Origin of the sequence: Streptomyces sp. NBC_00663, assembly GCF_036226885.1 — a bacterium.
Lineage (GTDB): Bacteria > Actinomycetota > Actinomycetes > Streptomycetales > Streptomycetaceae > Streptomyces.
Genome location: NZ_CP109027.1, coordinates 6,430,208 through 6,457,207, shown reverse-complemented (window position 1 = coordinate 6,457,207; position 27,000 = coordinate 6,430,208). Strand labels below are relative to the sequence as shown.

The 27,000-nt window shown below is 70.5% G+C and carries 22 protein-coding genes and 1 tRNA gene; 4 read left to right on the top strand and 19 right to left on the bottom strand.

The window, feature by feature from the left end; genetic code table 11:
- Nucleotides 1-46: 46 nt before the first annotated feature.
- Nucleotides 47-1,510, bottom strand: a complete 1,464-nt coding sequence (locus OG866_RS29465; RefSeq protein ID WP_443063581.1) for an MFS transporter — start codon at nt 1,508-1,510, stop codon at nt 47-49.
- A gap of 108 nt (nt 1,511-1,618) precedes the next feature.
- Here OG866_RS29465 and OG866_RS29460 point away from each other — a divergent pair, with 108 nt between their 5' ends.
- Nucleotides 1,619-2,482, top strand: coding sequence for a helix-turn-helix transcriptional regulator (locus tag OG866_RS29460; RefSeq protein ID WP_329344357.1), 864 nt, complete (start codon nt 1,619-1,621; stop codon nt 2,480-2,482).
- An 18-nt stretch (nt 2,483-2,500) separates the two neighbouring features.
- On the opposite strand, the gene OG866_RS29455 is transcribed toward OG866_RS29460, so the two are convergent.
- The 7 genes from OG866_RS29455 to OG866_RS29425 all read right to left on the bottom strand — a co-directional run bounded on the left by OG866_RS29455 (nt 2,501) and on the right by OG866_RS29425 (nt 6,812).
- Nucleotides 2,501-2,573 (bottom strand) — tRNA-Ala (locus OG866_RS29455).
- Nucleotides 2,574-2,648: 75 nt separating this feature from the next.
- A complete protein-coding gene (locus tag OG866_RS29450; RefSeq protein WP_329339328.1) occupies nt 2,649-3,323 on the bottom strand; it encodes a histidine phosphatase family protein in 675 nt (224 codons plus the stop codon).
- Complete coding sequence (rsfS, locus tag OG866_RS29445; RefSeq protein ID WP_329339327.1) at nt 3,320-3,766, bottom strand: ribosome silencing factor; 447 nt, start codon at nt 3,764-3,766, stop codon at nt 3,320-3,322. Before rsfS ends, OG866_RS29450 begins: the two co-directional genes overlap by 4 nt.
- A gap of 128 nt (nt 3,767-3,894) precedes the next feature.
- Complete coding sequence (locus OG866_RS29440; RefSeq protein WP_329339325.1) at nt 3,895-5,658, bottom strand: LCP family protein; 1,764 nt, start codon at nt 5,656-5,658, stop codon at nt 3,895-3,897.
- A 16-nt stretch (nt 5,659-5,674) separates the two neighbouring features.
- Complete coding sequence (gene nadD, locus OG866_RS29435) at nt 5,675-6,313, bottom strand: nicotinate-nucleotide adenylyltransferase (RefSeq protein WP_329339323.1); 639 nt, start codon at nt 6,311-6,313, stop codon at nt 5,675-5,677.
- Nucleotides 6,314-6,372: 59 nt separating this feature from the next.
- Entirely contained in the window at nt 6,373-6,537 is a 165-nt protein-coding gene (locus tag OG866_RS29430) for a hypothetical protein (protein ID WP_329339321.1), read from the bottom strand.
- A 113-nt stretch (nt 6,538-6,650) separates the two neighbouring features.
- Complete coding sequence (locus OG866_RS29425; protein WP_329339319.1) at nt 6,651-6,812, bottom strand: hypothetical protein; 162 nt, start codon at nt 6,810-6,812, stop codon at nt 6,651-6,653.
- Between the two features lie 124 nt (nt 6,813-6,936).
- Here OG866_RS29425 and OG866_RS29420 point away from each other — a divergent pair, with 124 nt between their 5' ends.
- Entirely contained in the window at nt 6,937-8,046 is a 1,110-nt protein-coding gene (locus OG866_RS29420; RefSeq protein ID WP_329344355.1) for a M48 family metallopeptidase, read from the top strand.
- 57 nt (nt 8,047-8,103) lie between these two features.
- On the opposite strand, the gene OG866_RS29415 is transcribed toward OG866_RS29420, so the two are convergent.
- The 5 genes from OG866_RS29415 to proB all read right to left on the bottom strand — a co-directional run bounded on the left by OG866_RS29415 (nt 8,104) and on the right by proB (nt 13,159).
- Nucleotides 8,104-9,177 (bottom strand): SCO2583 family membrane protein, encoded by a 1,074-nt coding sequence (locus tag OG866_RS29415; protein ID WP_329339317.1) that lies wholly within the window; start codon nt 9,175-9,177, stop codon nt 8,104-8,106.
- A gap of 100 nt (nt 9,178-9,277) precedes the next feature.
- Entirely contained in the window at nt 9,278-9,856 is a 579-nt protein-coding gene (locus tag OG866_RS29410; protein ID WP_329339316.1) for an SCO2584 family spore wall biosynthesis protein, read from the bottom strand.
- A gap of 149 nt (nt 9,857-10,005) precedes the next feature.
- Nucleotides 10,006-11,292 carry a glutamate-5-semialdehyde dehydrogenase gene (locus OG866_RS29405; protein WP_329339314.1) on the bottom strand — a complete coding sequence of 429 codons (1,287 nt, stop codon included), beginning with the start codon at nt 11,290-11,292 and terminating at the stop codon, nt 10,006-10,008.
- A gap of 103 nt (nt 11,293-11,395) precedes the next feature.
- Nucleotides 11,396-11,854, bottom strand: coding sequence for a hypothetical protein (locus OG866_RS29400; RefSeq protein ID WP_329344353.1), 459 nt, complete (start codon nt 11,852-11,854; stop codon nt 11,396-11,398).
- 198 nt (nt 11,855-12,052) lie between these two features.
- Nucleotides 12,053-13,159, bottom strand: a complete 1,107-nt coding sequence (proB, locus tag OG866_RS29395; protein ID WP_329344352.1) for a glutamate 5-kinase — start codon at nt 13,157-13,159, stop codon at nt 12,053-12,055.
- A gap of 203 nt (nt 13,160-13,362) precedes the next feature.
- Here proB and OG866_RS29390 point away from each other — a divergent pair, with 203 nt between their 5' ends.
- Nucleotides 13,363-14,760: a polysaccharide pyruvyl transferase family protein gene (locus tag OG866_RS29390; RefSeq protein ID WP_329339313.1), complete on the top strand. Its 1,398-nt coding sequence runs from the start codon at nt 13,363-13,365 to the stop codon at nt 14,758-14,760.
- Nucleotides 14,761-14,998: 238 nt separating this feature from the next.
- Nucleotides 14,999-17,032 (top strand): hypothetical protein, encoded by a 2,034-nt coding sequence (locus OG866_RS29385; RefSeq protein WP_329344350.1) that lies wholly within the window; start codon nt 14,999-15,001, stop codon nt 17,030-17,032.
- Here the strand turns inward: OG866_RS29385 and OG866_RS29380 are convergent.
- The 6 genes from OG866_RS29380 to OG866_RS29355 form a co-directional block, all read right to left on the bottom strand.
- Nucleotides 17,010-18,179, bottom strand: coding sequence for a glycosyltransferase family 2 protein (locus tag OG866_RS29380; RefSeq protein WP_443063663.1), 1,170 nt, complete (start codon nt 18,177-18,179; stop codon nt 17,010-17,012). The two genes, OG866_RS29385 and OG866_RS29380, sit on opposite strands and share 23 nt — an antisense overlap.
- A gap of 226 nt (nt 18,180-18,405) precedes the next feature.
- A complete protein-coding gene (locus tag OG866_RS29375; RefSeq protein ID WP_329339309.1) occupies nt 18,406-20,457 on the bottom strand; it encodes a hypothetical protein in 2,052 nt (683 codons plus the stop codon).
- A gap of 155 nt (nt 20,458-20,612) precedes the next feature.
- The gene (locus OG866_RS29370; RefSeq protein ID WP_329339307.1) at nt 20,613-22,112 is read right to left on the bottom strand and encodes a bifunctional cytidylyltransferase/SDR family oxidoreductase; all 1,500 of its coding nucleotides are present in this window, start codon (nt 22,110-22,112) and stop codon (nt 20,613-20,615) included.
- A 242-nt stretch (nt 22,113-22,354) separates the two neighbouring features.
- Nucleotides 22,355-23,551, bottom strand: a complete 1,197-nt coding sequence (locus tag OG866_RS29365; RefSeq protein WP_329339305.1) for a hypothetical protein — start codon at nt 23,549-23,551, stop codon at nt 22,355-22,357.
- 105 nt (nt 23,552-23,656) lie between these two features.
- Nucleotides 23,657-25,207 (bottom strand): alkaline phosphatase D family protein, encoded by a 1,551-nt coding sequence (locus OG866_RS29360; protein ID WP_329339303.1) that lies wholly within the window; start codon nt 25,205-25,207, stop codon nt 23,657-23,659.
- 179 nt (nt 25,208-25,386) lie between these two features.
- The gene (locus tag OG866_RS29355; RefSeq protein WP_329339302.1) at nt 25,387-26,901 is read right to left on the bottom strand and encodes an FG-GAP-like repeat-containing protein; all 1,515 of its coding nucleotides are present in this window, start codon (nt 26,899-26,901) and stop codon (nt 25,387-25,389) included.
- Nucleotides 26,902-27,000: the final 99 nt, after the last annotated feature.

Here is a 27,000-nt window from a genome sequence, read left to right as displayed (position 1 = left end):
CGCCCCCTTCCGGCCGTTTGATTCTGCCACGGCCGGACCAATACGGTCAGCGACGCCTCAGTACCAGTCCGGACACGGCACCCACCGCAGCGGTCCCGGCCAGCGCGAACATGCACGCCAAAAGCGCCTCCGCAGAGGTATACGCCTCCGGGGCCCCAAGTGACTCAAGCCGGTTGAAGAACAGTGTGCCGAACACCGCGACGCCGGTCAGCTGGCCGAGCTGGGTGACGGTGGCGAGCAGACCGCTGGCGTCCGCCGCGTCCTCGGGCCGCACGGTCGCCAGGGCCCGGGTGAGCGTGGGGCTGAAGGCGAGCGCGAGACCGACGCCCACACCGACGTACGACGCATGGGCCAGGGCTCCGCCCTCGCCGCCGCCCTTGAGCGCGAGGCCGGTCCCGGCCACGGCCAGCGCGGTGAGCGCGAACCCGGCGGGCGCCAAGGCCCGCTGCCACACGGCGGGCCAGTTGCGCCAGGTCAGTCCGACCACGCCGAAGGCGACCGCGGTCGGCACGAAGGTGAGGCCGGAGCGCAGGGCGCTGTAGCCGAGGCCGCCCTGGAGATGCAGGGTCAGCAGGAACAGGAAGCCGCCGTTGACCGCCATGACGGCCATGATGCGCAGGACCGCCAGTCCCATACCGGGGTGGCGCAGCACCCTCGGCGCGATGAGCGGGTCGCCGCCCCGCCGGGCCAGCCGCGACTCGAACCGGCAGAACACGGCGAACAGGACCACGGCCGCGGCCAGCGACAGCCACGACCACAGCGGCCAGTCCTGCTCCTGCCCCAGCACCAGCGGCACCGTGAACAGCGAGACGGCCGTGCCGAGCAGGACGAGCCCCGGCAGATCGAGCCCGCGCCGACGCCCGCTCCCGCCGCCCCGCGGCAGCACGCGCCCGCCGACGACCAGGAGTACGACGCCCACGGGCACGTTCACCAGGAACACCGGCCGCCAGCCGGTGCCGAACAGATCCGCGCTGACCAGGACCCCGCCGAACACCTGCCCGGCGGCCGCGCCGACGGCCAGCACCGCCGAGTACGCGCCGAGCGCCTTCACCCGGGCCTCACCGACGAAGTTCCGCTGGATCAGGCTGAGCACCTGCGGGATCATCAGCGCCGAGCCGGCGCCCTGGACCAGCCGGAACACGATCAGTTCGGTGGCCCCCTGCGCCAGTCCGCAGGCGAGCGAGGCGGCGGTGAACAGGGCCATCCCGGCGAGGTGGGCCCGGCCGGGACCGAACCGGTCGCCGAGGCGGGCACCGGTGATCAGCAGCACCGCGTAGGTGATGGTGTATCCCGCGACCACCAGCTGCAACTCGGCGCCCGAGGCGTGGAGTTCGGAACCTATGGTGGGGGCCGCGACGTTCACGATGAAGACGTCGAGCATGGCCATGAACATCGCGGCGAGGACGACGGCGAGGAGCGGGCGGGGGCCATTGTCAGTGCCGGGTGTTTCACTGATCGCGGGGCTCGGAGCGGGCTCGGAACCCGTTCCGGCAGGGGTGGTTGTCGTCATGCCGTCGAGCGTGACGGCGCCCCGGTACGGGTGCCGAGAGCCCGCTGATGCTGGTACTGACAGCACCTGGCAGGAGACGGGCCGGGCGTCGACGATGGGGGCGTGGCGATGGGGGACGTGACGATGGGGACGACACAGCGCCGCCGGCCGGAGCTGGCCGCGTTTCTGCGCACCAGGCGCGCCCGGGTGACCCCCGCGGACGTGGGGATGCCCCCGGGCCTGCGCCGCCGCACCCCGGGCCTGCGCCGCGAGGAGGTCGCCCAGCTCTCGGGGGTCGGTGTGACCTGGTACACATGGCTGGAGCAGGGCCGCCCCATCAACGCCTCGGCGCAGGTCCTGGACGCCGTGGCGCGCACGCTGCGGCTCGATCCGCCGGAGCGTGAGCATCTGTACCGCCTGGCCGAAGTGCCGTACACGGCAACGCCGGAGGCCGTCGCGCGGTCCGTGGGCCCGGAGGTCCAGGGCATCATCGACGCCCTGGCACCACGCCCGGCGGTGGTCTACAACTCGCGGTTCGACATCCTGGCCGCCAACGAGGTCTATCGCACCCTGTTCGCCGTGCCGCTGGTCCAGCCCAGCGGCCGTCCGCCCAACGCGCTGTGGGGGTTGTTCACGGCACGGGACGAGCACTGCCCGCTGCTGTTCCGGGAGACCGAGCTGCCGGTGATGGTGGCGACCCTGCGGGCGGCCTACGGACCGCATGCCGGGGAGCCGGCCTGGGACGGCTTCATACGCAAGCTGTCCGCGGCGAGCCCGCTGTTCGCCCGGCTGTGGGAGAGCGGCGACGTGGCGGAGCCCGGACGGCGGGTGAAGTGCTTCCGTCACCCCGCGGTCGGTGAGCTGCGGCTGACGTCGGTGTCGCTTTCGATCCATGGGATGCCGGAGTGCCGGATCGTGGTCTACACACCGGACGACGAGGAGACGGCGCGGCGCACGGCCCTGTTGTGGGAAATGAAAGATCCCGCCCTGTGAGGACGGGATCTTCATCTGTGGAGCTAAGGAGAATTGAACTCCTGACCTCCTGCATGCCATGCAGGCGCTCTACCAACTGAGCTATAGCCCCGAGCTTTGTTCTTCCCGCTCGGCGGGGCGAACAAGAAGAACTTTAGCCTGCGACCTGGCAGAAAGTGAAATCCGCTCAGTCGTCGTCGCCGAGCACCGGCTCCGGCAGGGTGCCGGCGTTGTGCTCAAGGAGGCGCCAGCCGCGAGCACCCTCCCCGAGGACGGACCAACAGCAGTTGGAGAGGCCGCCGAGGCTCTCCCAGTTCCCGGCCTCCAGGCCGAGGAGACGGCCGATGGTGGTGCGGATCGTGCCGCCGTGGCTGACGACGACGAGCGTGCCGTCGTCGGGGAGCTTGTCGGCGTGCCGCAGCACCACGGGGGCGGCGCGGTCGGCGACCTCGGTCTCCAGTTCGCCGCCACCGCGACGGACCGGCTCGCCACGCTTCCACGCGGCGTACTCCTCGCCGTACGAGGCGATGATCTCCTCGTGCGTCAGCCCCTGCCAGGCGCCCGCGTAGGTCTCCCGCAGGCCGTCGTCGTGACTGACGTCGAGACCGGTGAGCACGGCGAGCTCGGCGGCGGTGTTCGCGGCCCGCTGGAGGTCCGAGGAGACGACCGCGTCGGGCTTCAGGGAGGCGAGCAGCCGGGCGGCGCGCCGGGCCTGGGCGACGCCGGTCTCGGTGAGGGCGACGTCCGTGGTGCCCTGGAAGCGGCGCTCCACGTTCCAGGAGGTCTGGCCGTGCCGCCACAGGATGACGCGCCGGCCCCGGCCGCCGCGCTTGGCGTCCGTCACCTCACCGGTGCTGCTCATCGCCAGTCACCACCGAGGTCCTCGGACTCCTCGGCGGCCTGCAACTTGGCGTGCTCCTCGGCCTTGCCGCGGGTGGCCTTGGCGTCCTCGGGCAGGTCCAGCTCGGGGCAGTCCTTCCACAGCCGCTCCAGGGCGTAGAAGACGCGCTCCTCGCTGTGCTGGACGTGGACGACGATGTCGACGTAGTCGAGCAGGATCCAGCGGGCGTCCCGGTCGCCCTCGCGGCGTACGGGCTTGGCGCCGAGCTCCTTTTGCAGGCGCTCCTCGATCTCGTCGACGATCGACTTGACCTGGCGGTCGTTGGGCGCGGAGGCCAGCAGGAAGGCGTCCGTGATCGACAGTACGTCGCTGACGTCGTAGGCGATGATGTCGTGCGCGAGCTTGTCGGCGGCCGCCTGTGCGGCGGTGTGGATGAGCTCGATGGAGCGGTCAGTGGCGGTCACTACACGGCTTTCGGTCGGCGGTCACTTGACCTCAAGGGTCTCACGACCGCCGAGGGCACCCCGGTGATGACCGGGGCCCGTGGCGGGGCCGGGTCACGGGCGTCCGCGACCCGGCCTGTCGGGGGCCGCTACGAGGACGGGTCGTAGTTCTGGCCGAGGACCACGGAGACGTTCGCGTTCGAGGTGGTCCCGCCCTTGCTGACGGCGCTGGTGGGCAGGCCCAGGGTCTTGGCGACCTCGGTGGCGTTCTCCTTGTCGGCGGCGTCCGCGTAGACGACCTTGGAGGCGGCCTGGGTGCCGGAGGCCGTGCCGCCCTCCAGGAAGGTGAAGCCGCCGTTGAGGAGGACCACGCGGGCCTTCTCGGTGTTGTCCTTGACGCCGCTGGCGTTCTGGACGGAGACGCGGACCGCGGCGTCCTTGTCGGGGCTCTTGGCGGTGCCGCCGAGGACGTCCTTGACCACGCTGTCGCTGGCCTGGGCGCTGAGGGTGCCGTCGGTCTGGACGGGCAGCAGCGCGGTCTTGTAGTCGCCGCCCTTGGCGAGGTCGGCGAGCTTGGCGAGGAAGGTGCCGAGGTCCTTGTCGGTGAGCGACGGGTCGAGGATCTGCGCCAGCGTCTGGACGGTGGTCGTGGCGGCCCCCGCGTCGGAGGACAGCTTGCGCAGCACGGCCTGCATGACCTGCCCGAACCGCTCCAGCTGGGCGTTCTGGGCCTCGCCGGAGGCGCGGTAGGTGGCGTAGGCGACGGCCGTCTTGCCGCTGAGGGTCTGGTCCTCGCCCTTGTTCACCAGGGGCGCGGTGCCCTTCTTCTTGGCGGCCGGGTCGGGCACGTCGGTGTCGGTGTCGACGTCGATGTTGCCGACGAGGTCGACGAGGTTTTGCAGGTAGGGGGTGTCGAGGCGCCAGGTGCCCTGGATCTGGGTCCCGAGGACCGTGTCGATCGCCTCACGGGTGCCCGAGGAGCCGTCGTCGTCGACCGACTTGGCGAGGGTGGTCGTGGTGCCGTCGTCGTCGGTCAGGGCGAGGGAGTTGGGCAGCAGGACGGTGGTGCCCTGTTGGGTGGTGGTGTTGTCGACGAGCAGCGCCGTGGAGGTGCCGCCGCTCTTGGTGTTGTGGAGGTGGACGACGATCACGTCGCGGTTCTGGGCGGCGACGGACGTGCCGGTGCCGGTCCCGGGGTCGGACTTCGAGGACAGTCCGGGCAGCTTCCCGGCGTACCAGAGGTAGCCGACGCCACCGACCGCGGTGAGGGCCAGGACGACGACCAGGGCGACGAGCCGGCTGCGGGCGCGGCGCTTGGCCTCCTCACGGCGCTCGGTGCGGTTCTCGGTGAAGTTCAGCCAGTCGATGACGTCCTCGGAGTCACCGTCGGGCTCCTCCACGAAGGAGAACTGCTCGGTGTGGTAGTCGCGTTCGGCGCCCTCGGGACGGCCGTGGCCGTCGGGCTCCGCGGCCTCGGGCGGGCCGGCCTGCTGCGGGATGTACGCGGTCTGCTCGGCGACCCGGGGCTGCTGCGCGCTGGTCGCGGCCCGCCCGTAGGGGTCGTACGGGGCGCCGGGACCGCCGGGCGCCGCGCCCTGCCCGCCCCCGTAGGGGTCGTAGGACGGCACAGGGGTCTGCTGACCGGTGTCGTACGGGTCGTACGGCGGTACGGGCCGCTGGTTGCCCGTGTCGTACGGCTGCGCGGGGTACTGCCCCGTCTGCTGCCCGCCGGCGGCGTAGGGGTCGTAGCCGTAGCCCTGCTGTGTCTGCTGCGCGTACGGGTCGTACGGCTGCTGCTGGGGCTGCTGCTGGGGGATCTGCTGGTAGACGGGACGGCCGTACTCGTCGTAGCCGACGAGCTGGTACTGGTCGTCGTGGTCGCCGCCGTGTCCCGCGTCGTATCGGTCGTTCACCGGTGCCCCTCTCGGCTCACTCGCCGCGGTACAGCTCGCGCTTGTCGATGTAGCGCACGACTCCGTCCGGCACCATGTACCAGATGGGGTCGCCCTTGGCGACTCTCGCACGGCAGTCTGTGGAGGAGATGGCGAGCGCGGGAACCTCCACGAGAGAGACACCGCCCTCCGGGAGTCCGGCGTCGGTCAGGTGGTGGCCCGGCCGGGTGACCCCGATGAAGTGCGCCAGGGAGAAGAGCTCCTCCATGTCCCGCCAGGTGAGGAGCTGGGCGAGGGCGTCGGCGCCGGTGATGAAGAAGAGGTCCGTGTCGGGGTTGATCATGCGCAGGTCGCGCAGGGTGTCCACGGTGTACGTGGGCCCGCCGCGGTCGATGTCGATGCGGCTCACCGAGAACTGCGGGTTCTCGGCGGTGGCGATCACCGTCATCAGATAGCGGTCCTCGGCCGGCGAGACACTGCGGTGACTCTTCTGCCACGGCTGCCCGGTCGGCACGAACACCACCTCGTCCAGGTGGAACTGCGCGGCGACCTCACTGGCCGCCACGAGGTGTCCGTGGTGGATCGGGTCGAACGTCCCGCCCATGACGCCGAGACGGCGCTTGCCGGGGTTCGACGGGGCGTTGCCCGGGCCGGTAGGCATGTCCTGCTCTCCCATGCGTGCAGACCCTACCGGCCCGTTCCGCGGGGTCCGGTCTCCCCTGGGGTCTCTCCGGCTCAGCGGTCGCGGTTGAAACGGGTCGTGATCCACAGCAGGAGCAGCAGGATGACGAACGCGCCGCCGCCGGTGAGCAGCGGGCTGAGGCTCTCGTGGTTGCCGCCGTGCTCCTCGCCCTCGGCGGCAAGGGTGACCAACTGGGCAGCGGTGCTGTGGAAGCTCATCTGGACCTATCCGGTGTGGGCGGGACAAAGATGTCGGCCCATCGTAAGGGGGCGGCTCGGCGGCGATCACGCCGACTCCGCCGTTGGGACCCCGGTGGAACTTCCGGTCCGGCTCAGTCGTCCTTCTGCTTGTAGCCCCGCAGCAGGAACCACGCGGTCAGCACACAGCCCACCACCATCACGACCAGCACGACCCGGAGCAGATACCCCGACCCTTGCTGCTGGGCTGCGCTCGCGGCTTCGGTCAGCCAGGCGGACGCGGGGCTGTGCTCCATGACGGGACTCCTTCGCTGTACTGCCCGTCCACCGTATCTCCGCCTAGGCTGGGCTCTGCTTCGGGGGCGCAAAGGGCCGCACAAGGGTCCGCAAAGGACCACACTCACGCACATGGGGGAAGACATGTCCGACGACGGCCACGAGCAGAACGCGCACGAGAACGGCCAGGGCGACGCCCACGAGAACGTGCCGAGCAGGCAGCGCAGGCGCTTCCCCGGGATCTCCTCGCGGGCGTACGAACACCCGGCCGACCGCTCCGCCCTGGTGGCGCTGCGCAAGCTGAGCGGTTTCGACACGGTCTTCAAGGCGCTCAGCGGTCTGCTGCCCGAGCGGAGCCTCAGGCTCCTTTTCCTCTCCGACTCGGTGCGGGTGTCGGACCAGCAGTTCGCGTACCTCAACGACATGCTGCGGGACGCCTGTTACATCCTGGACCTGGAGAAGGTCCCGCCGATGTACGTGAGCCAGGACCCGAAGCCGAACGCGATGTGCATCGGCCTGGACGAGCCGATCATCGTCGTGACGACCGGCCTCGTCGATCTGCTCGACGAGGAGGAGATGCGGGCCGTCGTCGGCCACGAGGTGGGCCACGCCCTGTCCGGGCACGCCGTCTACCGCACGATCCTGCTCTTCCTGACGAGCCTCGCCCTCAGGGTGGCGTGGATCCCGCTGGGCAACATCGCGATCATGGCGATCGTGACGGCGCTGCGCGAGTGGTTCCGCAAGTCGGAGCTGTCCGCGGACCGCGCGGGTCTGCTGGTCGGCCAGGACCTCAAAGCCTCGATGCGCGGCCTGATGAAGCTGGCCGGCGGCCACCACCTGCACGAGATGAACGTGGACGCGTTCCTCAAGCAGGCCGAGGAGTACGAGGCCGGCGGCGACCTGCGCGACTCGGTCCTGAAGATCCTGAACGTCCTGCCGCGCAGCCACCCCTTCACCACGGTCCGGGCGGCCGAGCTGAAGAAGTGGTCCGAGTCCCGCGACTTCCAGCGCCTGATGGACGGCCACTACCCGCGCCGCACCGAGGACAAGGACACCTCGGTCACCGACTCCTTCCGCGAGTCGGCGGCGAGCTACGCGAGCAACGTCAAGTCCTCCAAGGACCCCCTGATGAAGCTGGTCACGGACATCGCGGGCGGCGCCGGCGACCTGGGCGGCAGGGTCCGCCGAGGCTTCGGCGGCTTCACGACCACAAACCCGAAGGACCAGCCCCCGACGGAAACAGACGAGAACTGACGAACGCCGGGCGCGGTCAACGCACCCAGGGGCGCGGGGAACTGCGCGAACAACCCCTCACCCCTTGGGCAAGGCCCCCGAAGCCAACGTCCCACACACCGCCGTGGCCCGATCCGTGGCGAACGGATCGGTCCCCACCGGCCCACCCGCCTTCGCCGTCTGCCCCGCCAGCAACGGACTCAGCACATCCGCCGCGTTGTCCCCACAGGACAGCGGCCCGGCCTGCACGTACGACGTGGACAGCTGCGCCTGGTGCAGTCGTACGTCCTCCCGGTCGAACCGGAAGTGCAGCTCGCGCCGGACGGTGAACAGCGAGGTCTGCGCCTTGGCGTCCGCACCGGCGGCCCGCAGCGCGTACACGTATGTGTGGTCCGCGGTCACCTCGAGCATCGTGGACTCGGTCTCGCTGACCGCCAGCGTCCCGCTCACCCGGATCTGCGGGTCGGCCAGCTGCACGGTCCTGGCGTCGAGGCGGACCAGCCATCCGGTCACCGCGTGCCGGCCGTCCGCGGCGGGATGGCTCAGGCTCTCGTCGAACTGGAGGTGCTGGTCGGCGGGGAGCAGGACGCGGACGGGGCGGGTCTCGCCGCCGGTGAGGACCTCCGGGTAGAGGGCGGACCGGACCAGGTACTCCTTGACCGTGTCCAGCGCGCTCATCACCTGGGTCTCGGAGAAGTGCGAGGTGTCCCGCGCGGCGGGCAGTGTGATCCCGGCGGCGCCGATCCGGAACTGCGCGGCGGGGCTGTGGTCGTACAGGTACTCGGGGTCGGCCGCGCCCGGCACCCGGCCCACCGGGGCGAGCGGGACGACGGTCGTCTGGAGGGGCAGGGAGACGTCCCGTACGGGGGCGGGGGTCTGGTAGGGGTGCCGTACGCCCATGTAGATCGCCGTGCCGAAGGCGAGGGCGATCAGCAGGACCAGGACGAGGGCCTGCCGGGACAGTCCCCGGCGCATCGGCGGGCGGCGCCGGACGGCCGGGGCGTGGTCGGCGATGCGCTCCTGCGCGGAGTACTCCTGGAGCCGGGCAGCACGGACGAACGACTCGTCGAAGACGACGGACCGGTACTCGTCCTCACCACCCCCGGGGACGCCCTCGGGTGCACCCTCAGGTGGTTCTCCAGGCCCTCCCATATCTTCAGAGTAGGTCTCCGGAAGCTCGGGTAAACGCCCCGCCGCACGACAAGTTCTGACAGGTTCTCACCAGGACCGTCAGCGCATGCCCGGCGGGCGTTCAGGGCGACTTGGGGACCGCCGAGAAGGCCGGCTGGGAGTATTCGGCGGAGGCGGAGGGGGCCGCCGCGCTGCCCTGCTCCAGACCGGTGGTGGCAGGCGGCGGCGGGACCTGGTCCCGGCTGTTCGAGGACGCGCCCCGGTAGACCGCGGTGAAGGCGAGCGTGACCATGCCGATGCCCATCACGAGCGCCAGCATCCAGGCGACGGGGCGGTGCCAGCGGACCTGTTTGCCGTACGTCCCCGGGGCGCCGAAGCGGCCTTCGAGGATGTCGGTGTCGTCCAGGTCGTCGAGCTCGGGGTCGTGGTCGAACCCGGCGCGGGCCTCGGCGCCGTACGTGTCCTCGTAGCGCTCGCCGCGGCGGTGGGCCCGGCGGGCCTCGGCCTCGGAGGCCTCCGCTCTCGCCTGGGCGGCGGCCAGGAGGCGTTCGACGGCGGTCGGCTCGTGCACCACGGCCGCCCGTATGAAGGCCTCGTCGAAGACCACGGAGGCGAACTCTTCGTCCGACACCCCGCGGTCGTGGTCGTCGTCGGGCTCCCAGCCGTCAGGGAACGGCGTACCCCCCACGTCCTCCGGCACGAATCCAGAGTAGACCTGGGGGGTCAATTTGGGCAGACGGTACGGAAATTCATCCGCTGTATGAGACGCCTGCCGTACGCACGGGCGTACGCCGGGGGCGTGTGCCGTACGCATATGCGCAGGCGCGCGCCCTCGGCGCCCTCCACACCTCAGCGGCGTACGTGCCCGTCGCCGGTGACGATGTACTTGGTGCTGGTCAGTTCCGGCAGGCCCATCGGGCCGCGGGCGTGCAGCTTCTGCGTGGAGATGCCGATCTCGGCGCCGAAGCCGAACTGGCCGCCGTCGGTGAAGCGGGTGGAGGCGTTCACGGCGACGGTGGTGGAGTCGACCAGCTGGGTGAAGCGGCGCGCGGCCTGCTGCGAGGTCGTCACGATGGCCTCGGTGTGGCCGGAGGTCCACAGCCGGATGTGCTCGACGGCCTTGTCCAGGGAGTCGACGACGGCCGCGGCGATGTCGTAGGAGAGGTACTCGGTCTCCCAGTCCTCCGCGGTAGCCTCCACGACGGTCGCCTCGGAGTCCTTGGCGTACGCCATGACCCGGTCGTCGGCGTGCACCGTGACGCCGGCCTCGGCGAGGGCGTCCAGGGCGCGCGGCAGGAACTCGGGGGCGATGTCCTGGTGGACCAGGAGGGTCTCGGCGGAGTTGCAGACGCTGGGGCGCTGCGCCTTGGAGTTGATCAGGATGTCGATCGCCATGTCGAGGTCGGCGTGGGCGTCGACGTAGACGTGGCAGTTGCCGGTGCCGGTCTCGATGACGGGGACGACCGACTCGTTCACCACGGTCCGGATGAGGGAGGCGCCGCCGCGCGGGATGAGCACGTCGACCAGGCCGCGGGCCCGCATCAGCTCGCGCACGCTCTCGCGGCTCTCGCCGGGCACCAGCTGGACGGCGTCGGCGGGCAGCCCCGCCCCGCCCACGGCGTCGCGCAGCACCCGGACGAGGGCGGTGTTGGACTCGTACGCGGAGGCCGAGCCGCGCAGCAGGACGGCGTTGCCGGACTTCAGGCAGAGCGCGGCGGCGTCCACCGTCACGTTCGGGCGGGCCTCGTAGATGATGCCGACGACGCCGAGCGGGACGCGGACCTGGCGCAGGTCGATGCCGTTCGGGAGGGTGGAGCCGCGGACGACCTCGCCGACCGGGTCGGGCAGCGCGACGACGTCCCTCACGTCCGAGGCGATGGCGCGGACCCGCTCGGGCGTGAGGGTGAGCCGGTCGATGACGGTCTCGCTGGTGCCGGCCTCGCGGGCCTTGGCGATGTCCTTGGCGTTGGCCTCGACGATCTCGCTCGTACGGACCTCCAGGGCGTCCGCGATGGCGAGCAACGCGTCGTCCTTCTCGGCCCGCGGCAGCGGGGCGAGGTCGGCGGCGGCGGCCTTGGCGCGGTAGGCGGCCTGGGTGACCGGGGACATCGAGTCGTACGGCGAGAGCGTGGTCATGGGGGAAGGGTAGTGCGCCGTACGGGGGTGGGGACCCGGCCGTCTTGCACCGCGAGACGGGATCGATACCGCCCGCAATGTCACCTTATGGAAGCAAGGCAGGTCAAAAGGGGTGAACCCCTACCGGTGTCGCGGGCGCCGGGCCGTATCCCTCGGCGAGGCGCTGGTGGTAGGTCTCACGGTCGATGACCTCCAGACCGACGATCTCCCAGGGCGGCAGCTGGGCGGTCTGGCGGTGCTCGCCCCACAGGCGCAGGGCGACGGCGGCGGCGTCGTGGAGGTCGCGTGCCTCCTCCCAGTAGCGGATCTCGGCGTGGTCGTGGGCATAGCGGCTGGTCAGCAGAAAGGGGTGGTCGTGGGCCAGCTGTTCGAGGCCGCGCCGCACCTCCTTCAGCGGGGCCTCCTTGCCGGAGACACTGAGGGTGACGTGCCACAGCCGGGGCAGCTCGGCCGGCTCCTCGTAGCGGTCGCCGGCCGCGACGCTCGTCAAGACGCGCTCCTCACCGGCCGCACGGGACGAGGCCTCCTCGGCACCACCACGGGGCGCGGCCCCAGGGCGCACTCGTCTCACGACGGCCTCCTTTACCCAGTGATCCCAGTGACCGACACGGTGGTCGTGCGGAACGTGTCCCCGAAACAAAGTTGAGCAGGCCGCAAGGGCTTGTGTGGCACTTTTGCGGAACGTCCACCTGAGGGCGACAGCCTTCGCGGGGCGTTCCCCCCGTTTTCGGGTGAGCGGCGCTCTCCCTGGGGGGGGCTCTCAGGGCTGGAGCACCACCAGATCGTCCCGGTGGACGACCTCGCGCTCATAGGCGGGTCCCAGTTCACGGGCCAGCTCGCGGGTGGAGCGGCCGAGCAGCTGGGGGATCTCCTTGGCGTCGAAGTTCACCAGCCCGCGGGCCACCGCCCGCCCCTCGCCGTCCCGCAGCTCGACCGGGTCCCCGGCGTTGAACTCGCCGTCCACGGCGGCGATCCCGGCCGGCAGCAGCGACTTGCGGCGCTGCACGACCGCCCGAACCGCGCCGTCGTCCAGGGTCAGCGAGCCCTGTGGGGTGGACGCGTGCTGGAGCCACAGCAGCCGGTCGGCGGAGCGCTTGCCGGTGGGGTGGAAGTAGGTGCCGGTGTCGCCGCCGCCCAGCGCTTCGGCCGCGTGGACGGCGCTGGTCAGCACCACGGGGATGCCCGCGGCGGCGGCGATCCGGGCGGCCTCGACCTTGGTGACCATGCCGCCGGTGCCGACGCCGGCCTTGCCGGTGCTGCCGATGTCGACACCCGCGAGGTCGGCCGGCCCCCGTACCTCCGCTATCCGCGAGGTGCCCGGCTTGCTGGGGTCGCCGTCGTAGACGCCGTCCACGTCGGAGAGGAGCACCAGCAGGTCGGCGCGGACCAGATGGGCGACGAGAGCCGCGAGGCGGTCGTTGTCGCCGAAGCGGATCTCGTCGGTGGCGACGGTGTCGTTCTCGTTGACGACCGGGAAGGCGCCCATCGCGAGGAGCTTGTCGAGGGTGGTGGAGGCGTTGCGGTGGTGGGACCTGCGGCTCATGTCGTCGCTGGTCAGCAGGACCTGGCCGACGCGGACGCCGTAGCGGGCGAAGGAGGCGGTGTAGCGGGCGACGAGGAGGCCCTGGCCGACGCTGGCGGCGGCCTGCTGGCGGGCCAGGTCCTTGGGGCGGCGGCGCAGTCCCAGCGGGGCGAGGCCGGCGGCGATGGCACCGGAGGAGACGAGGACGACCTCTTTCTCTCCCCCGCTGCGGCTCTTGGCGAGGACGTCGACGAGCGCGTCGACCCGGTCGGCGTCCAGGCCTCCCGACGCGGTGGTCAGTGACGAGGAACCCACCTTGACGACGATCCTGCGGGCCTCGCTCACGGCCTGCCTCACGCTTGCCACCTGCACTGTCCCCACTTCCTTGCGCGTGGCAGCAATCTACGCGAAGTACCCCTTCGCCCGCCCCGACGTTTCAGCCCCCGGACACATCACCATGTAACTGCTTGCTCACGCGTCGCACACGGCAAAAAGGTTGTAGCGGTTCCTTCTAGAAATCAAAGACCAGACAAACTTATTTTGAACGCGTGAAGCGCGTTCTCCTCAGATCCGGCAAAAGCCCGTACGACGTCGTGCCCTTGGAGGAAGCCCTCCAGCGCGATGTCATCGCCACCAACTCCGGCAACCTGATCTTCAGCGATGCCACCCACAAGATCCTTGAGGCCACGGGTACCGAAGTGGTCTCGAACGGCATCAGGACGGACGTGGCGGCAGCTGCCAGGATCAACAAGGAGTACGACGCCTTCGTCGTGCCGTTGGCGAACGCGTTCCGTCCGTCGTTCGAACCCCAGCTGCGACGGCTGACGCGGCTCATCCAGCGGCTGAAGATCCCGGTCGTGGTGGCCGGCGTCGGCGCGCAGACCGGGCTGAACTACGACCCGACGCGGCTCAAGCCCATCGAGTCCGCGGTGCGCGAGTTCGTCTCGGCGGTCCTCGACCGCAGCGCCTCGATCGGCGTGCGCGGCGAGTTCACCGAGCAGTACCTCAAGGACATGGGCTTCCGGGACGTCGAGGTCATCGGCTGCCCCTCCCTGTTCATGTACGGCAAGGAGCTCGCCGTCCACAAGCGGACGCCGGAGCTCACCGCCGACTCCCGTATCGCGATCAACGGCTCGCACAACGCCGTCAAGACGCAGGGCCTGGGCAAGGTCATCGACCGCACCCACGCCCGCTACCCGAACCTGCGCTTCATCGGCCAGAACCTCTCCGACGCGCGGCAGCTGCACTGGCGGGACCTGTCGGACCCGAACGCCAAGGTCAAGGCGATACCGACGCACCCCGACCACCCGATGTACGCGCAGGACAAGGTCCGCGTCTACATCGACCCGGTGACCTGGATCGACGAGCTGCGCGACTTCGACTTCTCCTTCGGCTCCCGCATCCACGGCAACATCGCGGCCCTGCTCGCGGGCACGCCCGCGACCGTGCTCTCCGGCGACTCCCGCACGCTGGAGCTGTGCCGCTACTTCGACATCCCGCACGTCCGCATCGACAAGCTGCCCGAGGACCTGGACCCGGCGCGGCTGTACGAGGAAGCGGACTTCGGCAAGCTGATGAGCGGTCACCACGAGCGCTACGAACGGTTCATGGGGTTCCTCGACCGCAACGGCCTCCAGAACACCTTCACCCACGGCGACGGCGGCGCCGCCTTCGAGGAGCGGCTGCGGAAGCTGTCCTTCCCGGCGGCCGTCCGCCCCTGGCTGGAGGCCGACCTCGGCTCGCTCGCCACCCGGATGGCGTTCATGCAGCGCAACATCAACGAACTGACGCTGGACAACGAACGGTTGAAGCGCGACCTCGCCCGCGCCAAGGCCGGTTCCCGGTCCACGAAGGCGTCCGGGGCCGTCCCGGCGCCGTCGGTCTACCGCCGCGCCCGCCGGGTCGTGGGCGGCCCGATCCGCCGGGCCCTCCAGTCGGGCCGGTAGTCCGGCCGCCGGTGACGCGGCGTCACTATCACTCCACGGTCGCCCCAAGGCGCCCGGACACGCGCGTGTCGTCCAGAGGTCGGCAGGCGTTAACCCGGGCGCACGTCCTTGACGACCTTGGAGTGACGCCGTGCCCACGAAGAGAGTCCGCCGCCCCCTCCTGCTCCGCCGCAGACGCCCGCTGAAGCGTTCCGCCACCGACGGCCCGGGGAGCCACCCGCGCCGCAGGCGCCTCCCGCTGCGTCGCGCCGCGCCCCGCGTCCTCGTCACGGCCCTCCTGGCCGCCGCCCTCGCCGCCCAGGCCTTCGCCGCGTTCCTCCCCGACGTCCCGCTGCTGCTCGCCGCGACGGCCGCCTCGGTCGCCGGCGAGGGGGTGCTGCACCGGTGGCAGCGGGGCATGGCGACGGTGTTCGCGAAGTCGCACGCCGACATCACCGTCCGGCACGTCCTGCGGGACCTGTTGCTGGTGGCGGGCCTGCTGCGGGTGGGCGAGCAGGACCGGGAGGCGGTGTACGGGCCGATCGTCGCCGCCCTGCTGCTCTTCTACGCCCTGCACTGCGCGATCCAGGCCGTCTCCGTCCTGGTCCGCCGCACCCGCACCCTGCCGGTGGTGACCCGGAACATCGACGCCTCCGCGCTCCGGCTCTCGACCGCCCCGCCCGCGCTGCTGCTGCGCCGCCCCGGGCACCGGCTGCTGGTCTTCGGGCTGCCCGCGACCTTCGGCCTGGCGGCCACCGCGGCGACCGACCACCCGGCCGCCGCGGTCGGCGGGCTCGCCGTCTCCCTCGTCCTCGGACTGCTCGGCCTGGGCGAGCTGCTGCTGCGGCTGCTGCCGAGCCGCCGCCCGGCGGGCGAGCAGCAGGTCCTCGACTGGTTCGACGCCTGGCTGGCCGACTACCGGCCCACGGTCGGCCTGTACTTCTCCGGCGGCGCGTCCTCCGCGTACCAGGCGAACATGTGGCTGGAGCCCCTCGCCAAGCTCGACGGACGGCCGGTCATCGTGCTGCGCGAGCGCTTCATGGTGCAGAAGATCGCCGCCACCGACGTGCCGATCATCTGTCTGCCCAAGGTCACCACCCTGATGCGGCTTGAGCACTCCACGCTCCAGGTCCTCATCCACCCGTCGAACTCCGGCAAGACCTCCCAGGTGCTGCGCATCCCCACCCTCAAGCACACGTTCGTCAACCACGGCGAGAGCGACAAGCTGTCCTCGTGCAACCCGTACGCGAAGGCGTACGACGAGGTGTGGGTGGCGGGACCGGCGGCGCGTGAGCGGTACGCGCTGGCCGAGGTGGGCGTGGACGACCGTGAGGTGCGGGAGATCGGACGGCCGCAGCTGGAGGCCGTACGGCCGTACGCGGGCCCGCCGAAGGGGACGTACGTCACTGTCCTGTACGCGCCCACCTGGGAGGGCTGGGACGGCAATCCGGGCAACACCTCCGTCATCGAGGCCGGCGAGAACCTCGTACGGGCGCTGCTCGCCGATCCGGGCGTACGGCTGCTCTACAAGCCGCATCCGCTGACCGGCTCGGTGGATCCGCGGGCGGGGGCGGCCGATCAGCGCATCCGGGAGCTGGTGCGGGCCGCGAACCGGGAGCGGTCGGGGGCACGGCCCGCCGTCGGCGGGGAGCTGGCCCGCTGCACCGAGGAGCTGGACCGGCTCACCACCTCGGACTTCCGCACGAGTGCCGACTCGGCGGAGCGGATGCTGCTCCAGTCCGTGCCGTCCCGGGGGCGGGCCAGGGCGGTGGAGCGGGCCACGGCGGCCTGGGAGGCGGCGTACTGGGCCTCGCTGCCGGAGTGGGAGCACCAGGTCGTCACAGACGCCCGGCCCGCGCTGTACGCCTGCTTCAACCAGGCCGATCTGCTCGTCAGCGATGTGTCGAGCGTGGTCAGCGACTTCCTGGCGAGCGGCAAGCCCTACGCGGTGGCCAACACCAGCGGGCTGCCCGAGGAGACGTTCCGGGAGGCGTTCCCGACCGTGCGCGCGGCGACCGTGCTGACGCCCGACGCGCGGGGCGTGCCGGGCATGCTGGACGCCGTACGGCATCCGGAGAAGGACGAACTCGCCGAGGCCCGGGCCGAGTTGAAGCGGCATCTGCTGGGCCCGGACGAGCCGTCCTCGCAGGTGCGCTTCAACGACGCCGTGCAGACGCTGTGTGCGGCGGCGCGGGACCATCGGGTCCGGATGGCCGAGCGGATGGCGTCGGAGATCCCCACGCCCCGGCAGGCGGAGGACCCCGCCGACGTCACGCCGCCGCAGCCGGCCTGACGTCCCTGGACCGGGACGGCAGTGTCCGGCGCGCCTTGCGCACCGCCCGTCGTACGAACGAGTCGAGCCCGCCCTCCCGGTATCCCGGGACGGCGCGGGCCTCGCGGGGCTCGGCGAGATAGAGGGCGTCGGGGATGCCGACGGCGGTGTCCCGGAAGTGCGGGTAGGCGAAGTACACCCGGCGGCCACGCTTCTCCAGCAGCGCCTCGGGCTCCTTCCTGGCCCGCCGGAACTCCAGGAGGTCCAGCAGGAGTTCGGGGCGCCCCTCGGCCACCGCGTGCATCCGCAGCCGCTCCTCGACCCGCAGTCGGTGGGCGACCTCGTCGGTCCAGTACGCCTCCAGCAACGGCTTCGCCAGCTCGAACTTGTGCTGCCGTACCTGCTCGCTGTCCTTGAGGTACTTGGGGCCGAACTGCGGAAGCAGGGTGACGACGAACGGGCGGACCATGAGCATGTCGCGGCGCGGGCCCGCCGGGACCATGTCGGCGATCAGACCCATCAGGGCGCGCGCGGAGTCGAAGCGCAGGGTGTAACTGCCGCTCCGCGTCACATGCTTGCCGTCCTCGCGGCCCACCAGGTAGTAGCAGGTGTAGTCGTCGATGAGGGAGACGCCGTCGGCCCGCAGATAGGCCTCCATGGTGAACAGGGCGTCCTCGCCGGTCCACAGCGACTCGTCGAAGCGCATGCCGTGCCGCTCCAGCAGCTCGCGGCGGAACAGCTTCTGCGCGCTGAGCGTGAACTTGATGTTGGACGACCAGAGGTCGGTGCGCTCCAGCGTCCGCCCCCACATGGACTGCGGTGGCTTGCGGTTGATGCCCTCGACACGGCCCAGCACCACGTCCGTGCCGTTGCGGTCGGCCATCGCGACCATCCGCTCAAGGGCCTCGGGGCCCAGTCGGTCGTCGGCGTCGAGGAAGAACACGTACCGTCCGGCGGCCTTGCCCAGGCCGACGTTGCGCGGGCCGCTGGGGCCGCCGGAGTTGTCCTGCCGGATGACGGTGACGGGCAGGTCCGCGCGGGCCGCGAACTGCTCCAGGCACTCCCCCGTGCCGTCCGTCGAGCCGTCGTCGACCGCGATGACCTCGATGCGGGCGTGGTCGAGGGTCTGGGCCTCGACGGAGGCGAGGCACTCGACCAGATAGGGCATGGCTTCGAACGCACCGATGACCACGGTCACATCAGGCTGGGTCACATTTCCCCCGTATCCTCATATTCACAATCAGTCAGACGGTTGAAAGTCACAAGCGGTTGTCTTTGTGCACGACCTTTGTGACGCAGGTCACCTACTACAACGACCGTTCCCCCTCAGATACGCAAAAGGGCCCGGTTTTCGAGAATCACTCCTCGAAAACCGGGCCCCTGGGCCGAATGGATCAGGCCGTGGTCGTGGCCTCCGCGGCTTCGGTCGCCGCCCGTGACTCCTGGCCGACGTTGCGGGTGTCGGCCTTGCGGGCCAGGTCCGCCACCGCGGTGTTGAACTGCTCGATGGACGTGGGCTCGTCCGGGCCCAGCAGGTACTGCTTGAGCTCCTTGCGGTCCTCGGCCAGCGGATCGCCCGCGAGGTCGCGGACCGCGCTCAGCAGCTCGCCCAGCTCGGCGGCGCTGTTGGACAGGATCGTGGCAGCGCGCACCGCCGTGTTCTGCCGCTTGAACTCCTCCACGCCCAGCTCCGCGGAGTCCGTCACCGCGTACGGCTTGCCGCTCGCGATGAAGTCGGAGACCACGGAGGAGATGTCGGAGACCATCGCGTCGGAGACGTTGAAGCAGTCGTACAGCCGCGGCTCGGCGCCGGTGATGACCCGGTGCTCGTGGAAGCCGAAGGAACGCCAGTAGGCGTCGTTCCACTCGGCGCGCAGCCGGGCGATCTCCTCGTGCTTGACCACGTCGACCAGCCCGTCACGGGTGGCCTCGGCCTCGTCGCCCTTGTCGCCGCCGTTGCCGGCCAGCTGGGCGATCCGCGCCTCGATGCGGGCCAGGTCGGCCTTGGCCTGCGCCTGGGCGGCCGCGTCCGCGGTGAAGCGGGCGTCCGTGGCGCGCTCGGCGGCGGCCTTCTCGACCAGTGCGGTGATGCGCGCGTGGGCGGCGCCCGCCTCCTTGCTGACCGTGCCCGTGAAGGGGTGCGGCTTGTACAGGACGCGGACCGGCGGGTCGGCCTTGATCAGCTTCTTGACGATGTTCTCGCCGGCGAGCACGAGGGAGGTGTTGCCGGGGTTGCCGTCCCAGCCCTCCCAGGTGGGCGCGTACAGGACGGTCGGGACACGACCCTCCGGCACGCCCTGCCAGGTCTGGATCGGCGCCAGCTGCGGGCGGCCGACCTCCACGATGTCGTCGTCGCGGACACCGACGTCGGCGATGGCGTAGCGGTCGCGGCCGGCCCGGCCGGCGGTCCACACTTCGTCGTACACCTTGCTGAACGGGTTGACGCTGGCCAGCTTGTCGCTGTCGCCGTGGCCGATGAAGACGTGCTTCATGGTCGGCACGCGCAGCAGGTGGATGTTCTTGCCGACGTTCGCCGCGTACAGCGCGACGCGTACGTTCGACAGGTCCATGTTCATCAGGTGCACCCCTCCGGGCACGCAGATGACGGGGACCGTGGTCGGCGCCAGGTTGTTCAGTATCGCCCGCTCACGCAGGATGATCAGCGGCTTGGAGTCCAGCTGCTCCATGGTCTCCAGCCACATGTTGACCTGGTACGCCGAGTCCTTGGAGCCGGAGAAGTAGAGCACCGTCTCGGGCCGGTAGCCGGCCAGCCAGTCGTCGACCGCGGCGAGGACAGTGTCCGCGTTCGGCGGGACCTTGCTGCCGCGGACGTACGGCATGAGCGCGAGGACGTACAGGGTGCCCAGCGCTATCGTCGCGCCGATGCCGACGAAGGCCGCGAGGCTCCCGTCCATGAACGCCGAGACCAGCACGCCGACGACGGCGAACAGGTCCAGGTGGAGCATCTTCTCGGCGGAGCGGTTGAGCAGGCGGCGCGGCGGAGCGTCCGGGATGCGGATCCGGGCGGCCAGGTCCACGTTGCGGGTGGCGACCGGCATCCGGCGGCGGTTGCGGATCAGGGTGACCAGCGCGCCGTGCGGGGCCTGGAGACCGTAGAAGGCGATGAAGCAGGCGACCGCCCCGTAGAAGACCAGGCCGTCCGCGAGGTCCAGACGAGCCAGCAGCAGGATCAGCAGCAGCTGCCGGATCAGGAAGCGGATCGACAGACCCGCGCGCACCTTGCTCAGGCGGTTGATCAGATAGCTGCCCTTGCGATGCAGATAGTGGTCCGCCAGGTACGTCACGGCGGCTGCCGCCGCGAAGGCGGGAACGCTCGGGACGAGCGCGGCCAGCATGAGCACAGGGAAGCCCAGGATCATGAGGGCCGCCGCGGCCAGCTCGGCCGCACTGCCCACCCGGGCGACGCGAATGGCTCTGGTTATCACGGAGGAACCTGCTCTTGGAGGGGGAGTGCCGGTTTTGTTCTGACGTGCAGCGAAAATGTGAGGAATTCGCGAGAGGTACTGATTCAGGCCCCTGCGAATGCTCCGATAACGGGCAGACACAGAGGCCTGAATAACAGATGTCTAATTGCGGTTGATTATGCCACGCCGTCCTGACGGTCCAGAACGGAGGCCAGCGCCTGCTCGAAGCCGGAGGCCTTGCCCGCGGGGGCCGTCGGGTCCTGCTGGCGCACGTCGATGACATGACCGGTCAGCTCGGACAGCAGCACGTCGAGCGAGGTACGGGCCACGACCTCGGAGGACAGCAGCGAACCGGCCGGCTCCTGGCCGAAGGCCTTGGTGCGCATGGGGGTTGCGGTGCGCTCGGGGTTCACGCAGTTGACCCGGATGCCGTCGCCGGCCCACTCGTCGGACAGGGCCTGGGTGAGGTTCACCATCGCGGCCTTGGTGGAGGAGTAGAGGCTGTACTCGGCGCGACCGCGGGTGTAGCTGCTGGAGGTGTAGAGGAGCAGCTGGCCCTTGGTCTCGGACAGGTACTTGTACGACGAACGGGCGATCTGCACCGGGGCCAGGTAGTTGACCTTGAGCGCTTCCTCGATGGTCGCGTTGTCGGTCTCGGCCAGCTTGCCGATGCGCAGCACGCCGGCGGTGTTGACGACGTAGTCGATGCGCCCGGTCTCGCCGTACGCCTTGGACAGCGCGTCGTCGACCTCCTCGGGGTTCTCGACGTGTGTGCCGGTGGTGGAGCGGCCCAGCGCGTACACCTTCGCGCCGTAGGACTCGGCGAGTTCGGCGATGTCCTTGCCGATGCCGTACGAACCGCCGAAGACGACCATGGTCTTCCCGGTCAGCAGCTCCCGGTAGGCCTCCTCGGAGACCTGCTCGGGCGCGGAGGTGGAGGCCAGCTGGAAGAGCTTGTCGGCGATGAAGACGTCGACGGGCTGGGTGACCTTCATGTTGTACTCGTCGCCCGCGACGACGTGGATCGGCACGTCGGGCAGGTACTTGAGCACGACCGAGCAGTCGTCCGTGGCCTGGAAGTTGGGGTCACCGGCGGCGACCTCGTAGGCCCGCTTGATCGTGGACAGCTTGAAGGCCTGCGGCGTCTGGCCGCGGCGCAGTCGGGAGCGGTCCGGGATCTCGGTGATGAACTCGCCGTCCTCGCCGTGCGTGCGGGTCACGATGATGGTGTCCGCGGACGGGATGGCGACGTCGACGGCCTGGAAGCGCTCCAGGGCGACCACGCAGTCGTCGATGACGCGCTGCGAGAGAAGGGGGCGAACGGCGTCGTGGAACAGGACGTTGAGGTCCTCGCCGGCGGCCAGGCCCTCGCCGAGCGCCTCGATGGCGCGCTCGGTGGTCTCGTTGCGCGTGGAGCCGCCCTCGATGATCTTCTTGACCTTCGTGAACCCGGCCTTGGCCACGATCTTCTCTATGTCCGGCACATAGCCCGGCGCCATCAGGACGATGATGTCGTCGATCGAGTCGGCGTTCTCGAAGGTGGTCAGGGTGTGCTCGATGACTGCCTTGCCGGCGATCTTCAGCAGCTGCTTGGGGATCGAGAGACCCACGCGCTGACCGGTACCGCCGGCCAGGATCACTGCGGTGGTACGGGGCTTGGCGATGTGCTGGGACACAGGTGACCTACCTCGGGGCGACAGGGAACTTCGAAATGGTCCCACTTGGGGTTACCGCAGTGCAAGGTGAGCGCCGTCCGCCGCATATGTGCGCGCCATCTGTCATTCACCTTGTACTCCTGGTGATTGAGGAGACCGTTGTGGTGAGCACCCTGGAATTGCTGTGAGTAACTCCACAGGGAGTTGTGTATTGCTGTGTGTGACGACCGTACCCCTCAGCGCCGCCCCGGGCCGCTTCGGGCTCAGCCGCGTCGCAGCCGCTTCAGACACCGGTGGCCGAGCACCTTCACGAGTTCCCTGGACGAGGTCTGGTGCACCGTCCGCGACTTGACCGGCGCGGTGTTCCGGATCGGCGCGTCGGCGGCCGCGGCCAGCGCGCCGTACAGCGCCTGAGCGGCCACCTCGGGAGCGATCCGCGGTTCCGCGAGCGTCTCGGTCCCCGGCTTCGGCACGGCGGACAGCAGCGCCGGGTCACCGAGGACGCGCACGCCCGTCGCGCCGATGCGCTGCGCCATCTCGGCGCCGATCTCCGCCGCGGCCTCCACGGCCCACTGCGGGGTGGAGATCCTCACGTCGTGCGGTGTCGGGCTGCACGCGTTCTTCATATGCATGACCGCGCCGTGCCGCACCAGCCTGGAATACAGCTCGTCGGGGAGTCCATTGCCGCGGAATTCCTTATTAAGATTCCGCAGCATTTCGGTCTCGGCGAGAGTCAGGGAACGGTTCGCCGTGTCGGGGACCTCCTGGAGCAGACCTTTCGGGAGACCGAGGAGCCGCTCGAAGGTGCGCATCAGCCCGTCGCGGGCACGGTCGTCGACCACGACGACGGTGACCCGCTCGGCGCCGACCGCCCGGACCCAGCGCTCGATCAGCCGGTCGTGCCGGTGACGGTGCCAGAAGCTGGGGTTGGGCTTCTCGTAGGGGGCCTTGCGGAGCATGTGCTCCAGCCACTCCTCGTACCCCATGCGCAGCCCGTTCTGCACGTACTGCTGCCACTGCGAGGGCATGATCCTCGCCAGCGGGCGCAGGGTGACCAGGACGTGCACGGGGTCGCCGCCGAGCTGCTCGACGATCCGGGCGATCGTCGCGTCGTCGGGGGCGTCGGCGAAGAACTCGCTGCTGATGACCGAGGTGGTGTGCGGCCCGGCGCCGTCGACCCGGTCCACGAGCTGCGTCCACTGCTTCTCGCTGGGACCGGCGTCGCCCATCATCCCGGGCCGGGCGCAGGCCGCGAGGACGGCCTCCATCGGATGCCGGGTGGTCGCCGGCCACAGGACGCCGTGCTCGCCGAGCCGGTCCTTGGCCGCGAACAGCGCGCCCTGGATCGATGTCGTGCCGGTCTTGTGGGGGCCGATGTGCAGCAGGCGGGTGCCGGCTGGCAGCGGGGCGATCACGCCGTCGTTCGCCCGGCCTTCATCTCTCGTACAGTCCGTCTCCATGGTTAAGGGACGGTAAGAGGGGTTCCTGAGACTGCGCTGAGAGAGACCTGGGACACAGATGAGTCCCAGGCTCCCGTCACACAGACTTCGTACGAGGCTCAGCGCTCACGCGAGCTCGACGCCGGGCCGTCCCGCCTCCACCCGCAGCGCGGCCAGCGTGCTCGCGGTCGCCGTCGGCTGCCGGACCGTGTCCACGACCCTGACCTGCGCGTCGATGCCGTGCTTGTCGATGTCGAAGAGGTGGTAGCCGCGGTGGGCGTCAAGCAGCTTCCAGTGCGGGTTGTCCGCCATCAGCGGGTCCCACTGGGCATGGAAGGCGGCCTGGTCCTGGTCGCCGTTGCTGGAGATGGAGGTGCCGACGAACTCGGCGCCGACGACGGACGAGTCCGGGTCGGCGAAGTCCTCCTTGAGGTCGCTGATCATCGTCAGATGGCGGTCGCCGGTGAACACGACCGGGTTGCGGACGTCGGCGAACTCCTGCATGAGGGCGTTGCGTTCGGCCTGGTAGCCGTCCCAGGCGTCGTAGTACCAGAGCTTGCCCTCGCCGATCTTGAGGTCGGTCTCGGCCATCATGATCTGCGAGGCGATGAGGTTCCAGCGGGCCGGTGAGTCGTGCAGCCCGTCGAGGAGCCACTCCTTCTGCCGGGCGCCGAGCATGGTGAGCGAGGGGTCCTGGGCGCCTTCCTGGGTGGTCGCCTGGTCGCTGCGGAACTGCCGGGTGTCCAGCACGTTGAGCCGGGCCAGCCGGCCGAACTCCAGGCGCCGGTACATCTGGATGTGCGGCCCGTCGGGCACCGAGGTCGCACGGACCGGCATGTGCTCGTAGTACGCCTGGTAGGCCGCGGTCAGGCGGGCCACGAAGGCGTCGTGCGTCTGCTTGTCGGGGTCCTGCGGGATCTCGCCGGCGAAGTCGTTGTCGACCTCGTGGTCGTCGAAGGTGACGACCCAGGGCGCGTTCGCGTGCATCGCGGCGAGGTCGGGGTCGCTGCGGTACTGGGCGTAGCGGTTGCGGTACTGGACCAGGCTGTACGGCTCACCGGTGCCCTCGTGCCTGCGGACCCCCGTCGAGGCGGGCGACGACTCGTAGATGTAGTCGCCGACGAAGAGCACGAAGTCGGGGTCCTGGGCGAGCATGTCGGCGTACGGGGTGAAGTAGCCGTGCTGGTAGTTCTGGCAGGACGCGAGCGCGACGCGCAGGCTGCCGGCCTTGCTGTGCGGGTGCGGGGCGGTGCGGGTACGGCCGGTGGGCGAGAGCTGGCCGCTGGTGCGGAAGCGGTACCAGTACGCGCGGCCCGGGCGCAGGCCCCGTACATCCACGTGAACGCTGTGCCCGTACTCGGGCCGTGCCTGGGCGACACCGCGGCGGACGGGCTTTCTGAAGCGCTCGTCCTCGGCGATCTCCCACTCCACGGGGACCACCCGGTCGGGCATCCCGCCGCCGTTCAGCGGGTCCGGGGCGAGTCGCGTCCACAGCACGATGCCGTCGGGCAGCGGGTCGCCGGAGGTCACGCCGAGGCTGAACACCCCGTCCGGCAGCGGGGTTTCGGCGGCCCGGGCGGCCGTCGGCAGCCACAGCTGGGCGGAGGCGGCGGCGCCGAGCACGGCGGCCCCGGCGGTCAGAAAGCGGCGGCGGTCGGGCGACACTGCTCCGGTCATCGACGAACTCCCTTGCCTCACTGGCCTCATGGACAGGGGAAGCTCATGCTCCGGGGCGGTCCACCCGCTGAACGCCGGGGTGCACGCACATGACAACTGGGCAGACAACAGGAGACCCGCCGCGGCACACGAACTCCTCGTGGCCACAACGGGTCTGACGTTCAATCAATAGGACTTTTTCAGTAGGCGAAGCCCGACCCCAGCCGCGCGCCCGTCGCCGTGGTGCCCAGCAGCGTGTTGCCGAAGGCCGTCGTGCCGTTCGGCGCCACGATCGTCGCCGGCAGCGGTACGCCGCCCGGCTCGACGAGGTACGACGCGCGGGAGCGGAAGGTCCACACGAACCCGGTGTCCGTGTTCTCCCCCGGCGCCCCGACGGCCGCGTCCGCCAGTCCGTCGCCGTTCGCGTCCCCGAGGTGGACGGCCGTGCCGAACGCGTCGCCCGGCTCGGCGGTGCCGGGCACGTTGCCGGTCTCCTGCGTGACCACCTGGTGGGAGCCGGCGCCGGTCAGCCCGTCGGCCCGTCCGCTCAGCACGACCACGGCACCGGCGTCGGCGACGGACCCGATGTCCTCGCCGGGCACCCCGGTGAGGACGTCCAGACAGCCGTCCCCGTCGACGTCCCCGAGCCGCACGTCGGTGCCGAACCGGTCGCCCTTCTCCGCGGTGCCGGGCACCCCGGGGCTGTCCTGGTTGAGGAACTGCGCCTTCTCCACCCCGTCCGGCCCCTCGGCCGTGCCCGGGATCCAGGCGACACGGCCGCCCTTGGCGAGATAGGCGTCGTGATCACTGTCGTAGCCGTCGATCGCCCGGCCCACCACGATGTCGTCGTAGCCGTCCCGGTTCACGTCCCCGACGTCGAGGCTCTCGCCGCCCTGGAGACCAGCGCCGTCGATGTCGTGGACCAGCGTGAAGGGGTTGAGCCCGTCGCCGTTGCCCAGCCAGTACACGACCCGGCGGGAGTCGAAGGTGTCGGCGTTGTTCTCGGCGCCGACGACATCGGTGCGGCCGTCGCCGTTGACGTCACCGGTGGCCAGGTCCAGGACGCGGCTGTCGTACCGGTCCGGCACCAGGACCTCGCCGCCGTGCGAACCGCCGCGGGTGAAGGGGCCCTTGACGACCCGCAGGTCGTGCTGGTTCGCCACGGTCACCACGTCCGGGAAGCCGTCGTCGCCGATGTCGCCCACGGTCAGCCGGCCCTTGGCGCCGAGCTTGTCGTACGCCTTCCCGCTCGCCACGGAGGCACCGCCCGCGAGCCCGTTCGCCCCGCCCCACACCACTTCGACGAGCCCGGCGTCCACACCGGCCGAGGTGTCCTCGCCGCCGACGCCGACCACCAGGTCCGCGTAACCGTCGCCGTCCAGATCGGCGGTGTCGAGCGCGGAACCGAAGCCGTCACCGGCCTCGACGCTCCCCGGGACCCCGGCGGTGTTCTGTGTGAACACCTTCCGTCCCGTGGTGGTCAGCCCGTTCTTCGACCCGTACAGCACGGCCACGTACCCGGCCTTGGCCTTGCCGCCCACGGTCGCCGCGGGCGCGGCCACCGCGAGGTCGGCGTAGCCGTCGCCGTTGAAGTCGTCGTGCAGCCGCTTGCTGCTCGGGGTGGCGGCGGTGGCCGGGGTGGCACCGCCGGCCACCGCCGCCACCGCACCGGCGAGCAGGGCGATGCCGGTGGCGAGGGCGAGACGTCTGGACATGCGAACTCCGGTCGTCGAAAGGGCAGTTGACCACGGAGGGAGCCAAGATCCTCTTCGTGCTGCCCAGTACGACACACCGGAGCCGCGGTGGGTTGCCCT